Annotated in this window: 10 protein-coding genes; 4 read left to right on the top strand and 6 right to left on the bottom strand. The window is 72.6% G+C overall.

From position 1 onward, the window contains the following. Nucleotides 1-38: 38 nt before the first annotated feature. The 4 genes from ACIRVF_RS21760 to snpA (ACIRVF_RS21745) form a co-directional block, all read right to left on the bottom strand. Nucleotides 39-2,099 (bottom strand): phosphocholine-specific phospholipase C, encoded by a 2,061-nt coding sequence (locus ACIRVF_RS21760; protein ID WP_402820050.1) that lies wholly within the window; start codon nt 2,097-2,099, stop codon nt 39-41. Between the two features lie 193 nt (nt 2,100-2,292). Then, nucleotides 2,293-2,952: a pentapeptide repeat-containing protein gene (locus ACIRVF_RS21755; RefSeq protein ID WP_402820047.1), complete on the bottom strand. Its 660-nt coding sequence runs from the start codon at nt 2,950-2,952 to the stop codon at nt 2,293-2,295. A 185-nt stretch (nt 2,953-3,137) separates the two neighbouring features. Then, entirely contained in the window at nt 3,138-3,761 is a 624-nt protein-coding gene (gene snpA, locus ACIRVF_RS21750; RefSeq protein WP_402820045.1) for a snapalysin, read from the bottom strand. A gap of 334 nt (nt 3,762-4,095) precedes the next feature. Further along, on the bottom strand, nt 4,096-4,755 hold the full coding sequence (gene snpA / locus ACIRVF_RS21745; RefSeq protein ID WP_402820043.1) for a snapalysin: 660 nt from the start codon (nt 4,753-4,755) through the stop codon (nt 4,096-4,098). Nucleotides 4,756-5,068: 313 nt separating this feature from the next. Between snpA (ACIRVF_RS21745) and ACIRVF_RS21740 the strand changes: the two genes are divergently transcribed. Then, on the top strand, nt 5,069-6,040 hold the full coding sequence (locus ACIRVF_RS21740) for a LysR family transcriptional regulator (RefSeq protein WP_402820242.1): 972 nt from the start codon (nt 5,069-5,071) through the stop codon (nt 6,038-6,040). Here ACIRVF_RS21740 and ACIRVF_RS21735 read toward each other — a convergent pair. Together ACIRVF_RS21735 and ACIRVF_RS21730 are read right to left on the bottom strand one after the other, a co-directional pair. Continuing rightward, the gene (locus tag ACIRVF_RS21735; protein ID WP_402820041.1) at nt 6,028-7,269 is read right to left on the bottom strand and encodes a low temperature requirement protein A; all 1,242 of its coding nucleotides are present in this window, start codon (nt 7,267-7,269) and stop codon (nt 6,028-6,030) included. The genes ACIRVF_RS21740 and ACIRVF_RS21735 overlap by 13 nt on opposite strands. A 525-nt stretch (nt 7,270-7,794) precedes the next feature. Further along, entirely contained in the window at nt 7,795-9,498 is a 1,704-nt protein-coding gene (locus ACIRVF_RS21730; protein ID WP_402820038.1) for an ABC transporter family substrate-binding protein, read from the bottom strand. Nucleotides 9,499-9,832: 334 nt separating this feature from the next. Between ACIRVF_RS21730 and ACIRVF_RS21725 the strand changes: the two genes are divergently transcribed. Genes ACIRVF_RS21725 through ACIRVF_RS21715 form a run of 3 tightly spaced genes read left to right on the top strand, consistent with a single transcriptional unit; the run spans nt 9,833 to nt 13,890 of the window. Further along, nucleotides 9,833-10,813: an ABC transporter permease gene (locus ACIRVF_RS21725; RefSeq protein ID WP_402820035.1), complete on the top strand. Its 981-nt coding sequence runs from the start codon at nt 9,833-9,835 to the stop codon at nt 10,811-10,813. 15 nt (nt 10,814-10,828) lie between these two features. After that, nucleotides 10,829-11,839 carry an ABC transporter permease gene (locus ACIRVF_RS21720; RefSeq protein WP_402820033.1) on the top strand — a complete coding sequence of 337 codons (1,011 nt, stop codon included), beginning with the start codon at nt 10,829-10,831 and terminating at the stop codon, nt 11,837-11,839. Continuing rightward, nucleotides 11,836-13,890, top strand: coding sequence for a dipeptide ABC transporter ATP-binding protein (locus ACIRVF_RS21715; protein WP_402820030.1), 2,055 nt, complete (start codon nt 11,836-11,838; stop codon nt 13,888-13,890). Before ACIRVF_RS21720 ends, ACIRVF_RS21715 begins: the two co-directional genes overlap by 4 nt. Nucleotides 13,891-13,893: the final 3 nt, after the last annotated feature.

Below are 13,893 nucleotides of genomic sequence, written 5' to 3'. Positions count from 1 at the left end.
GTCGGCCGCCGCCGTCAGCGGACGCCGGGTGAGCGGGCTCAGCCGCTGACGCTGGGGGCGCCCGTCTCCAGGTGGCCGGTGAAGCGCTGGGTCCAGCTGCTGTCGACGTCCACCGTGACGGTGAAGTCGTACCAGCCGTTGTTGTACGCGACCGCGTTGAAGAAGTCGCTGGTGCTGCCCCCGGCGGGCACCCGGTAGGTCCAGGGGCCGTCCGTCCGGTAGTTGTTGGAGGTGATGGTGAAGGTGATCGGGGTGGTGCCGGAGTTGGCCATCCTGAAGTAGACCGCCGGCTTGCCGCTGCCCGGCTCGACCGCGTAGGAGGCGGTGACGGCGGCGTTCTTCCCCGGCTGGGTGAGGTCGCCGGTGAAGCGGCGCAGGAAGCGGTTCGGGCCGACCACGGTCAGGTCGTACTTGCCGTTGCCGAAGCCGTTGGTTCCGCAGTTGAAGAAGTCGGTGACCGGGCTGCCGGAAGCGACGGTGTACTGCCAGGGGCCGCCGCTGCGGTAGGCGTTGGCGTAGGTGGCGAAGTGCGCGGACCGGGCGGCGCCGTCGTTGGACATCTTCACCCAGACGTGCATGACGCCGCCGGCGTCGGCGTCCCAGTGGTCCAGGTTGGCGTTGGGCTGGTACGGCAGGGCGCGGGCCGGCCGGGTGCCGGGCTCCTGGGCGGGCAGCGCGTTGTCGCCCGGCGAGGGGTTGGGCAGCGGCCCGCAGGTGGACAGGCCGATGGTCCGGGACGTGTCGGGCAGCGCGGGCATGCCGTACACCGGGTTGCCGAAGTCGAAGACCGAGGTGAGGTCGCCGCAGACCTGGCGGCGCCAGGCGCTGATGTTGGGACTGGTGGCCGGCTTGCCGAGGGCGGCGGTCCACACCTCCAGGAAGCGCAGCACCGAGGTGTGGTCGAAGGTCTCGGAGTTGACCCAGCCGCCGCGGCTCCACGGGGAGACGGCGATCAGCGGGACGCGGAAGCCGAGGCCGATGTTGGTCGAGTTGTAGAACTCGCCGGCGGTGCCGACGGGCGCGGCCGGCGGCGGGACGTGGTCGAAGAAGCCGTCGTTCTCGTCGTAGTTGATCAGCAGGATGGTGGAGTTGAACACGTTGGGGTCCGCGTTCAGGGCGTCCATCACCAGGTGGACGAAGTGCGCGCCGTCCTCGGGGGTGGCGTAGGGGTGCTCGGAGGACTGCTGGTCGGCGACGATCCAGGAGACCTGGGGCAGGGTGCCGTTCAGCACGTCGGCCCTGATCGCGGCGGCGATGTCGTCCGGGGTCCGGCCGGTGACGGCGGGGACGGAGCCCATGCCCTTGACGGCGAGCGGGCTGCCGGCCGCGGCGCCGGTGAACTGGCTGAAGTAGGCGAGGGCGTTGTCGCCGAAGTTGTCGTTGGCGTTCTGGTAGACCTTCCAGCTGACGCCCGCCTTCTCCAGCGCCTCGGCGTAGGTCTGCCAGCGCAGGTTGGACTCGGAGCCGCCGTCGTAGGCCGGGCCGCCCGCGGTGCCGGTGGGGTCGATCGTCCCGCTCCAGTGGTAGGTGCGGTTGGGGCCGGTCGCGCTCAGCACCGAGCAGTGGTAGGCGTCGCAGACGGTCCAGTTGTCGGCCAGCGCGTAGTGGAACGGGATGTCGGCGCGCTGCAGGTAGCCGAGGGTGCGGACCGTGCCCTTGGCGGACACCCAGGAGTCCATCTTCCCGCCGTTCCAGGCCTTGTGCTGGTCGGACCAGGCGTGCGAGAGGTCGCCGTTGCACTGTGCCTGGGTCTCCGCGGAGCCGCTCGCGCCCGAGGGGTTGAAGGCCCAGGGGTACTGCCGGGCGAACAGGCCGTTCGGCTGGTTGAAGACGCTGTAGCCGCCGGAGAGCTGGATGGTGGCCTTGTCGGCGAAGCCGCGCACGCCCTTGAGGGTGCCGAAGTAGTGGTCGAAGCTGCGGTTCTCCTGCATCAGGATCACCACGTGCTGCACGTCGGTGATGGTGCCCGTGGTGCTGAGCGCGGTGGTGGAGGCGGTCGCGGCGGCCGCGGACCCCGCGGCGCCGGTGCCGGCCGCCGCGAGACCGGCCGCGGCCGCTCCGGACAGCGTGACGAACTTCCTTCGACTCAACTCGGCCATCAGCCCGGCCCGTCCCTTCGCTGGCGATGTTGTGTACACAAGTCGGCGCTCATCGATCGCGGAGCAGTCTCCACCTCGGCCGGAGCGGGCCACCAGACGTGTGCAGCAGGATTGTCGGACTGTTCGGCCGGGTGTCACCGAGCGACACGGGGCTGAACGCCCGACGGATCCGCCGGGGAGGGACGGTGCAGGCTCAGCGGTCCTTCACCTCGATGCCCAGGGCGTGGGCGAACTGCGGTGCCAGTTCCAGCAGTTGGGTCGAGCTGATGACGGCTCCGCGGAGGCCCTGGTGGCCGTCCGCCAGGCCGAGCCGGGTGGCTCCGCGCAGGTCGGTCCCGCTCAGCACGGCCCCGCGCAGCCGGACCTCCTCCAGCGTCGAGCCGGGGAAGGACACCCCGGTCAGCTTGGCCTCGCCGAAGTCCACGTCGCGCAGCAGGCAGTCCTCGAACACGACGTCCCGCAGCACGGCCGCCCGCAGGTTGACGGCCTCCAGCTTGCAGCCGCGGAACACCACCCGGCGCAGCGCGGAGCCGTACCCGGCGACCCCGGCCAGAACGCCGCCGACGAAGGCGCTGTCCTGCCACTCGGTGTCGCTCAGGTCGCAGGCCACCCAGCGGCCGGCCTGCACCCAGACCTCGTTGAACCGGGCCTGACGCAGCTTGACCCCGCTGAGCGCCACCCCGGTGAAGGCGCACTCCAGGAAGACGGCACCGGCTCCCGACTCGTCGGTGTGCCCGTCGCCGTCGAAGTGCGTGGTGTCGTACCGGGCGTCGCTGCGCAGCGGGCCGGTGTGGGGGTGCAGCAGTTCGGCGTACGGGAGGTCGGCGAGCTGTTCGGGGACGGGGCGGGGCATGGCGGCGGCACCTCACGGGTCGGGGGCGAACGGGTCCGGGGCGAACGGGTCGGGGCGGAGCGAGCGGATCGGTCGAGCGGGTCTCGTCCGCATGCTCGCACGTACCACCGACAGGGCCCCGCCCCGGCGCGCCCCGGCCCGGCCGCTGCGGACGCGGCCGGGCCGGGGCGTTCGGCGGTGGCGGGTCAGCCGCGCGCCCAGAGCGAGTTGACCCGGCTGCGCTCGGTGGCGTTCGGGTACGGGTTGGTGCAGGACGTGCCGGGGCCGCCGCCCGACATCAGCTCGCTGCACGGGCCGGAGTAGTGGTCCGGGAGGCCGAGCACGTGCCCGGTCTCGTGGGCCGTGACCCGGACCGAGTTGTACTGCCGGTTCTGCTGGTAGTCGAGGAAGACGTAGCCGCGCCCGTGCCCGTCGGTGCTGGCGTAGGAGCCGCGACTGTCGTTGCCCTCGTAGTAGCGGAAGTCGGCGGCCGAGCCGGACCGGAGCTGGACGTTGCTGACCGAACTGTTCCAGATCTGGGCGGCGTTGGCGATCTGGGTGCGGAAGGACGGGGCGGAGCTGGCGTCGTAGGTGACCACGACGGTGGCCAGGCCCGGGCTGGCGGCCTGCTTGGCCTTGGCCGAGGCCATCACGGCCTGGAAGAACGCCTGGTTGTCCGCGGCCTCCTGCGCCGAACCGGCGTACGTCGAGGGGGTGTAGCCCTGCACGGCCGGGGCCGCCGGGGCGGCGGCCGCCGCGGTGGTGGGCAGCACGGCGAGGCCGGCCGCGAGGGCGAGACCGAGGGTTGCGGACAGCACGGATCGCTTCATGTGGGGGCTCCTGAAGGGGTCCTGGAAGTGGGGGTTTCCGGTCCCTGGTGCCACGGCCGGGTTGGGGGCCGGCCTCGGGGGGCACCTGGCGACCGGGTGTTCCCAGAGCTTCGGGCAGCCCGGCGGCGGTGCGGATGATGTCAACCCGCGATAGCCCGGTGCAATCCCCCCGGAACCCCCGGATTTGAGTCGCCTTTTACTCGTCTTGACTCGAACATGCCCCTGGCATTCCGTTCCGGGGGCGGCTAGGCTCCCCGTCGGGGAAGTACCCATGCGGCGACCCGCCCGTTTCCGGCCGGGCGGGCCGCCGCACCCGATCCGCCCCAGGGGCGGGTCAGTTGGCCGCTGCCACGCCGTTCGCCCAGAGCGCCTCGACCCGTGCGCTCTCGTTGGCGTCGGGGTGCGCGTTGGTGCAGGACGGGCCGGGGCCGTGGCCCGACATCAGTTCACTGCACGGGCCGGAGTAGTCGTCGGGCAGGCCGAGCACGTGCCCGGTCTCATGGGCGACGATCCGGAGCGAGTAGTACTCCTGGGCCTGCTGGTGGTCGATGAAGATGTAGCCGTGCCCGTGTCCGTCAGTGCTGGCGTACGAGCCGCTGCCGTCGCCCTCGGTGTACGAGAAGTCGCCGGTGCCGCTGGTCTCCTGGAGCTGGACGTTGCGCACCGAGCTGTTCCAGATCTGCGCGGCGTCGGCGATGTCGCCGGTGAAGGAGGGCGCGTTGGTGGTGTCGTAGGTGACGGTGACGGTCTGCAGCCAGGGGTCGGCGGCCTGCCTGGCCCTGGCCGAGGCCATCACGGCCCGGAAGAAGGCCTGGTTGTTCGCGGCCTCCTCCTGCGAACCGGCGTACGCCGGGCCGGCGTCGGCCCGGACGGCGGGGGTCCGCGCGGACGGCACCGCCGGGGCGGCGGGCGCGGCGACGGCGGTGGCGGGCAGGGCCACGAGGACGGCGGCGAGACCCAGGCCCAGGGTCGCGGACAGCACGGATCGCTTCATGCGGAGCTCCGATTCGCGGTGCGCCGGCCGGCCGGGACCGGTGGGGGCCGGGTCCGGCGGCGGTGGCGCGCGTGGGGGCCGTCCCGGCCTGGCCGGGGCGGTGTGGTGCCCCCGAGCTTCGACCCGCCCGGGCCCGTCGCGGATGATGTCAACCGGCGATAGCCCGGCCGCATACGGCGGCGGTCCCCCGGCCGCGTGCCCACCGCGACCGCCCGTGCGCAGGCCCGGGCGGCCGCCGGCGTGCCCGCGATCTCCTGTCATGTCCTTGGCGAGGTGGTGCGCCGACGTCTATGCTCCCGTCGTGGAGCTCGACGTGAGACACCTCCGGGTGCTGTGCGCGATCGCCGACACGGGCAGCCTCCGCAAGGCCGCGCTCCAGCTCGGCATGACCCAGCCCTCCCTCACCACCCAGCTGCACCGCATCGAACGGGCCATCGGCGGGGCCCTGTTCACCCGCGAGCAGACCGGCAGCCGGCCAACCGCGCTCGGCCACTCCGTGCTGTCCCGGGCCCGGCCGGTGATCAGCGAGATGGCCGCCCTGGTCGCGGCCGCCCGCCAGGAGGCCCGGGACACCGCCGGGCCCGGCCGCCACCGCCGGCTGCGGATCGGCAGCGTCGGCAGCCGGGCGGTCGCCGCCTGGCTGCGCCGGGTGCACGAGCGGCTGCCGGACACCGACACCACCATCCACGTCGACATCTCCGCCAGCGCACTGCTGCGGATGGTCGCCGCCGACCAGCTGGACGTGGCCTTCGTGCACGAGTGCGAGGGCTTCCCGCTGCGGGTGCCGCCGGACGCCGAGCACCGGGTGCTGATGGCCCGCGAGCCGCAGTTCGTCGCGCTCGCCGCCGGCCACCCGGCCGCCGCCCGGCCGGTCGTCCACCTGGCCGACCTCGCCGAGGACACCTGGATGGTCGACCCGACCGCCGACCACGAGTACGCCGCGATGCGCCGGGTGTTCAGCGAGGCCGGACTCAACCCCCGGGTGGTGCAGGTGCGGGACAACGCCACCGCCGCCGAGCTGGTCGCCTCCGGCGAGGCCGTCCGCCCCTGCCAGCCGACCTCACTGCCCGGGCCGGGCACGGTGGTCCGCCCGGTGCACGGGGACCCGCTGGCCGTCCGGCTGCTGTTCACCTGGCGCCCCCGGGTGCTCAGCCAGCCCGCCCTGGACGCGCTGTACGGCGAACTGCGCGCCGCCTACCTGGAACTGGCCAAGGTCAACCCGGCCTACCTGGACTGGTTGACCCGGCACGAACCGGTACTGCTGGAGCGGGTTCAGGCCTGCTGAGCCCCGGTGTCCCGGCCGTCCTGGCCCGCCCGGCTCTCCCAACCGTGGATCAGCACCCCCACCGCGACCATCAGCGCGCAGACCAGGCCCGCCGCGAGCACCCCCGAGCCGCCCAGCGCGGTGCAGGCCAGCACCAGCACCGCCCCGGTCGGGGCCACCGACTGGGCGACCGGGCCTCGCTTGGTGTGCCGGGAGTGCAGGTACCAGACGGTGAACAGGTAGACCGCGGTCGGCACGGTGACCGTCGCGGTGGCGGCCGTCCCGGAGATCCCCGCCTTGTGCACGGCCGACTCCACCGCCACCTCCATCCCGGCGCCGATCGCCGCCGCCGAGCCGAACACCAGGTAGTGCCCGTAACCCCAGGCGAAGGCCTGCCGGTTGGAGCGCAGGTGCTCGTGGACGGGCCGGGCGAAGTAGATCCACCAGGCCGCGAAGCAGATCAGCAGCCCGCCGACCGCCAGCGGCACCAGCCGGCCCAGCTCCTCGTGCTCATCCACCGCCGACTGCACCGCGACCGTCGCGGCGGCCACCGTCTCACCGAGCACGATCAGGGTGAACAGCCCGTACCGCTCGGCGATGTGGTGCGGGTGCCAGGCGGTCTGCATCCGCAGTTCGGCGACCACCGGAACGGCCAGCTCGCACAGCACGCCGATCGGGACGACCACCGGCCGGGCGGCGTCCGGCAGCAGCAGCACCACCACCCAGCCGACCTGGCAGAGCGTGATCCCCACCGCGTAGCGCAGGGCGACCCGGCGTGCCCCGCCCTGCTCGGCGCCCGCCGCGCGCAGCCACTGGGTGACCATCGCCAGGCGCATCACCACGTACCCGGTGATCGCCAGCGTCAGGTCCTGGGTGGCGAACAGCCGCGGCACCCCGGCGGCGAGGATCAGCACGCCGGCGATCTGCACCAGCGTGGTCACCCGGTACGGCACGTCGTCGCAGTCGTACGCGGAGGCGAACCAGGTGAAGTTCATCCAGGCCCACCAGATGGCGAAGAAGGCGAGCGCGTAGCCGCGCAGGCCCTCCCCGTAGTGCCCGGCCGCGAGGGAGTGGGCGAGCTCCCGGCCGGCCTGGCCGACCGCGACCACGAAGCAGAGGTCGAAGAAGAGTTCCAGCGGGGTGGCGACCCGGTGCGGTTCGTGGCGGTCGCGCGGGACCATCCGGCGCACCGGGGGCGGGTCGACGTGCTGCGCTCCGGGCGCGGCCGTGGCGGCGGGGTCGCTGGTCATCGGTGCTGCTCCGGGGATCGGGGAGGGGGCCGGGGGGAGGACGGGGCCGGGAAAGGGCTCGCCGTCCCGCATCCTGGCAGCGGCCCGGTCCCCGCGCACGCACCGGCGCGACGTGTGCGCCGCGCGGACACGGTGCGGCCGCCGGTGTCCGCACCGGTGCGGCAACTCCGTTCGATCCCGGGCCGGATGCCCCGCTGTGCCCCTTTTCTCCTTGGCGTCAGCGAGAGTTGACGCTCCGGTGCGCGAAGTGGGTGACAGCGCGGCGGGTTTCCGGGCGCGCCCCGCGCGCTGCACCGCGGCCGACCGCGACGCCCCGCTAGATTCTTCCCCGGTTGGAAGCGAGCACGGGCCCCTGGGGCCCCACGACACGGGCGGCCTGCGGGCAACGCGGAAGGTCAAGGCCGGTGGCAGGACAGCGGGGGCGGCGTAGTCGGCCCACCCGTGTCCGCACCACCGGCCTCGTGATCACCGCGCTGCTCGCCAGCGCCTGCCGTACGGTCGCCCTCGCCGCCTCGACGGCCCGGGTTACTTCTCCCAGCCGATCTTGGCGTAGTCCGTGCTCCCCAGGCCGAACGCGCCCTCGTTGGCCAGGCCCTTGCGGGTCGCCACCACGACCGGCCGCTGGTAGAGCTCGAAGGTGTGGCCGAGCTCCCAGATCTTCGCGTCCGCCTGGTTGTAGAGCTTCGCGGCCTCCACCGGGTCGAGCGTGCCGGCCGCCTTCTTCAGCAGCGCGTCGATCTCGGGCGTGCCGAGCTTCGAGTAGTTGCCGAAGACGTTGTCACCGACCGGCAGACGGAAGTTGCTGAGCGAGGTCGACAGCGGGAACGAGTCGGTGTTCCGCCAACTGGCGATCTCGAACTTGCCCGGGTTCACGTACTTGGTGAAGAAGTCGTTGGCGGGGACCTTGTCCAGGTCGACCTTCACCCCGGCGGCCTGCCACATCGCCGCCGCGGCCGTCGCCAGGTCCAGCTGCGCCTGCGGGGTGGCATCGTTGATCACCCAGTGCAGCTCCAGCTGCTGCCCGTCCTTGGTCCGCGGCTGACCACTGCCCGCGTCCTTCCACCCCGCGTCGTCGAGCAGCTTCCTGGCCGCGGCCAGGTCGAACTTCGCCCACTCACCGGAGTTGTCCTGGTAGCCGGTCTGGTTGGGCATGAAGATGTGGTTGCCGAGCGGCTTGAACTCCACCGGCACGCCGTTGTTCGCGATCTTGATCAACGAGGACCGGTCGAGCGCCTTCCCGAGCGCCTGGCGGACCTTCTCGTCCGCCAGGGCCCCGCCCTGGCCGAACGAGATGTGCACGTCGTCCCACGGACTGGCGGCCCGGATGACGGCGTCCTTGGCGCCCTTGAGCTGCCCGTACGCGGCGGCGGTGCCGGCCGTGGCGAGGTCGATCTCGTTGTTGAGGAACGCCTGCGTCGTCGCCGACTGGGACATCACCCGGAAGGTGACCCGGTCGAGTTTGGCCTTCGTGCCCCACCACGCCGGGTCCGGGACCAGGGTCAGCGTCTGCGCCGTCTTGTCCGCCGTCCCGATCTTCAGCGCCCCCGCCGTGATCGGGATCTTCTCCACCCAGCCCTGGTTGAAGTCCTGGGCCGTACCGATGCCGGCCGCCGGGATCAGCGGGCGGAACAGGTTCTGCCAGTCGGCGTACGGCTCGGAGAAGGTCACCTTGACCTCGGTCGGGTCCGCGCCCTGCTCGACGGAGGAGATCAGCTCGTAGCCGGAGGAGTCGGCGATGTTGTAGCCGTCCTTCTTGCCGTTGCTGGCCTCCCAGTCCGCCTTGAAGTCCAGGTAGCCCAGCGGCTTGCCGTCCGACCACTTCGCCTTGGGGTTGAGCTTGTAGGTGACCACCTGCGGGGAGGTCGAGGTGATCTTCGCCTCCTGGAGGTAGTCGGCGACGGGCTGGAAGTTCCCGGAGGCGTCGGTGGTGAAGAGGTCGGGCTCCAGCGCGCGCATGATCTCGACCGCGTCGCCGTACCGGCCGTCCACCTGGAACGGGTTCCACTGGGTGATCCACTGGTACAGCGGCAGGCGCACCTCCCCGCCGTCCTTGACCTGGTCCAACGGCTTGGCGTTGATGTCCTGGGAGTCCTGTCTCGGCGGCTCGCTCTTGGCCACGTCACCCGCCGGTCCGCCCCCGCCCGAGGTGCACGCGGTGACCGCGAGCGCGACGGCGACGGCGAGGGCGGTCGCCCGGCCGAGACGGCGGGCCGTGGTGGAAGCGTCCATGAGGGTCCCCCTGATGAGGTCTGTCGAACGGGAGTTGGGGCGCAGCAGGCATGACTTGGCTTGAGCATGGGCACTCAATCCGGCACCGAGCCAGAGGAACGTAACAGCGGATCAGATCCGCCACCAGGGGGAGGAGCGCACACCTGATCCAAAAGTCACGGGCCGCAACGCTGCCGCAACACCCCCGCCGTGCCCGGGTGCTTCACTCTGACCTGCGCTTTCCCGATTCGCCCGCTCCGCCCGCCGATTGACGCCCTGACCGGGCCCCGACCGAAGGCCACCACCCGATGCCCACCAGACGCGTCGGCCCCGCCCCCACCCCGGGCGGCCGTTGATGCTCCGCTACCTCACCAAGCGGCTCGGCTACTACGCGGTGCTGCTGATCGCCGCCGTCTTCCTGGCGTACGCGATCTCCGCGACCGCCCTCCAGCCCCGCACCTACTTCGACGCCAAGGTCCCGCGCCCGTCGGCCGAGTCGGTCGAGCACCAGCTCACCGCCCTCAACCTGAACGACCGGACCCCGGTGCTGGTGCGCTTCGGCCACTGGACCGGCGGACTGCTCCACGGTGACCTCGGCCGGACCATCCACGACACCCCGGTCTCCGACGACTTCGGCCGCCGGGTCTGGGTCTCGCTGCGGCTGATGCTGCTGGGCAGCCTGCTGGGCATGGTCCTCGGCGTCGCCGCCGGGGCGTGGAGCGCGGTGCGCCAGTACCGGATCTCCGACCGGCTGCTCACCGTGCTGTCCTTCGTGCTGCTCTCCACCCCGGTCTTCCTCGTCGCGCTGTTCCTCAAGAACGGCGCGATCGCCGCGAAGGACGCGGCCGGCCACGAGGTCGTCCCGTTCACCGGCTACGAGACCCCCGGACTGGCCGGCGGCCTCGGCACCCATCTCGCCGACTGGGCGCTGCACCTGCTGCTGCCCACCGTCTCGCTGGCCCTCGGCGGCCTCGCCACCTACAGCCGCTACCAGCGCGGCACCATGCTCGACGTGCTCGGCTCCGACTACCTGCGCACCGCCGAGGCCAAGGGCCTCACCCGCCGCCGGGCCCTGCTGAAGCACGGGCTGCGCACCGCCGTGATCCCGATGTCGACCATGTTCGCGTACAGCTTCCTGGCCATCTTCACCGGCGCGATCTTCACGGAGACGATCTTCGGCTGGCACGGCATGGGCGAGTGGCTGATCCAGTCCATCAACGAACAGGACGTCAACTCGGTGGTGGCGATCAACCTGTTCACCGCCGTCGTCGTGCTCGCCTCCGGCTTCCTGGCCGACACCCTGCACGCCGCCCTCGACCCGCGCGTGCGGTCCTGACCGGAGGAGACCGAGATGACCGCCATCTCCGTGGAACCCGCCGAACCCTCCGGACCCGTTGGTCCCACCGGTCCAGCCGGTCCCGCCGGTCCCGCCGGTCCCGCCGAGTCGCCCCTGCCGGCCCCCGCCCGGGCGGCCGGCCGCGGACGGCTCGTCCTCGCCCGACTGCTCGCCGCCCGCGGCGCCCTGGTCGGCGCCGTCGTCGTCCTGCTGCTGTTCGCGCTCGCCTTCGGAGGCCCGTACCTGACGCCCTGGGACTACGCCGCCCCCGACTTCACCGCGCTGCACCAACCGCCCTCCGCCGAGCACTGGTTCGGCACCAACGGGATCGGCCAGGACGTGTTCGCGCAGACCGTCCGCGGCCTGCAGAAGTCGCTGGTCATCGGCCTGCTCGTGGCACTGTTCTCCACCGTGCTGGCCTCCGTGGTGGGAGCCTGCGCCGGCTACTTCGGCGGCTGGGCCGACCGGGCGCTGATGTTCCTGGTCGACCTGCTGCTGGTCTTCCCCAGCTTCCTGATCATCACCATCGTCTCGTCGCGGCTGAAGAGCGCCGGCTGGATCGCCTTCGTGCTGCTGCTCGCCCTGTTCAACTGGATGATCACCGCGCGGGTGGTCCGCTCGATGACCCTCTCCCTGCGCGAGCGCGAATTCGTCCGCGCCGCACGGTTCATGGGAGTGCGACCGCTGCGGATCATCAGCCGGCACATCCTTCCGAACGTCGCCTCCTTCCTCATCATCGACGCCACCATCGCGGTCGGCGGCGCGGTGATGAGCGAGACCGCGCTCTCCTACTTCGGCTTCGGGGTCAAGGCGCCGGACGTCTCGCTCGGCACCCTGCTCGCCGCCGGGACCAGCGAGGCCCCGGTGTTCCCGTGGATGTTCTACTTCGCGGCCGGACTGCTGGTGCTGTTCGTGCTCGCCGTCAACCTGGTCGGGGACGGGCTGCGCGACGCCCTCGACCCGACCGCCGGGGACGCTCCCCGTCGGTCCTCCCGCTCTCGCCGTCCGTGGAGGAAGCACAAGTGACCACCGCCGTCGAGACCCCACTGCTCGCCGTCCGGGACCTGCGGGTGGACTTCGCCGGCCCGCACGGCCCGGTGCCCGCCGTGCGCGGGGTCGACCTCACCCTGCGGCGCGGCGAGACCCTCGGCATCGTCGGCGAGTCCGGCTCCGGGAAGTCCGTCACCGCGCTGTCCGTGCTCGGGCTGCTGCCGGGCACCGCCCGGGTCGGCGGCTCGGTGCGGCTCGACGGCCGGGAACTGGTCGGCCTGCCCGGCAGGGAACTCGCCGCGATCCGCGGCCGCAGGGTCGCCATGGTCTTCCAGGACCCGCTGTCCGCCTTCACCCCGGTCTACCGGATCGGCGACCAGATCGCCGAGGCGGTCCGGGTCCACCAGCCGGTCGACCGGGCCACCGCCCGCCGCCGGGCCGCCGAACTGCTCGACCTGGTGGGCATCCCGGCCCCCGACCGGGCCCTGGACAGCTTCCCGCACGAGTTCTCCGGCGGCATGCGCCAGCGCGCGATGATCGCCATGGCCATCGCCAACGAGCCCGACATCCTGCTCGCCGACGAGCCCACCACCGCCCTGGACGTCACCATCCAGGCCCAGGTGCTCGACGTGCTGCGCACCGCCCGGGAGGAGACCGGCGCGGCCCTCGTCCTGGTCAGCCACGACCTCGGGGTGATCGCCGGGGCGGCCGACCGGGTCGCCGTGATGTACGCGGGCCGGGTGGTCGAGACCGCCGGGGTGGACGAGCTGTTCGCGGCCCCGCGCCACCCGTACACGCTCGGCCTGATCGGCGCGCTCCCCCGGCTGGACGGGCGCGGCGGGCCGCTCGTGCCCATCCCCGGCGCCCCGGCGCCGATGGCCGAACTGCCGCCCGGCTGCCCGTTCGCCGCGCGCTGCCCGCTGGCGGAGGAGCGCTGCTCGACGGCGGAGCCCGCCTTGAGCGGGGACGACGCGCACCGGGCCGCCTGCGTGCGCTCGGCGGAGCTGGCAGAACGGCGGCCCGCGCCGAGCGAGGTGTACCCCGTGCCGGGGCTGCCGCCCGGACCGTCCGCCGGGGACCGTGCCGAGCGGACGCCGGTGCTGTCGGTGACCGGGCTCGGAAAAACGTTTCCGCTGCTCAAGGGCACGGTGTTCAAGCGCAAGGTCGGCGAGGTCTACGCGGTGGACGGCGTCGAGCTGGACCTGCGGGAGGGCGAGACCCTCGGCCTGGTCGGGGAGTCCGGCTCGGGCAAGTCCACCACCCTGTTCGAACTGCTGAAACTGGGCGCCCCCGAGACCGGCCGGATCGAACTGCTCGGCCACGACACCTCCCGGCTCACCCGCGCCGAGGCCCAGCGGCTCCGGGCCGAGCTGCAGATCGTGTTCCAGGACCCGATGGCCAGCCTCGACCCACGGATGCCGGTGGGCGACATCGTCGCCGAACCCCTGCGCGCCCAGCGTGCCCCGCGCGAGGAGATCGCCCGCCGGGTGCCCGAACTGCTGCGGCAGGTCGGCCTCGACCCGGAGCACGCCGCCCGCTACCCGCACCAGTTCTCCGGCGGGCAGCGCCAGCGCGTCTCCATCGCCCGGGCGCTCGCCGTCCGTCCGAAGCTGCTGGTCCTGGACGAACCGGTCTCCGCCCTGGACGTCTCGATCCAGGCCGGCGTGCTCAACCTGCTGCAACGGCTCAAGGCCGAACTCGGCCTGTCCTACCTGTTCGTCTCCCACGACCTCTCGGTGATCCGGCACCTCGCCGACCGGGTCAGCGTGATGTACCTCGGACGGACGGTCGAACAGGGCGAGGTCTCCGCCGTCTTCGACCACCCCCGCCACCCCTACACCCGGGCCCTGCTCTCCGCCGTCCCGCTGCCCGACCCGGCCGCGGAGCGCGCCCGCGACCGCATCCTGCTGGCCGGGGACCCGCCCTCCCCCACCGAGCGCCGCACCGGCTGCGCCTTCCGCACCCGCTGCCCGCTCTACGCCGGGCTCCGGGACGCGACGGCCCGGAAGCGGTGCGAGCGGGAGCGTCCGGCACTCGACGGCACCGGCGCGGTGGACCAGCAGGCGGCCTGCCACCACGCGCGGTGACCA

This window comes from Kitasatospora sp. NPDC101157 (assembly GCF_044768255.1).
In the GTDB taxonomy this organism is placed as follows: domain Bacteria; phylum Actinomycetota; class Actinomycetes; order Streptomycetales; family Streptomycetaceae; genus Kitasatospora.
The sequence above is the reverse complement of the archived record's forward strand: the minus strand, read 5'-3'. Positions and strand labels throughout refer to the sequence as shown.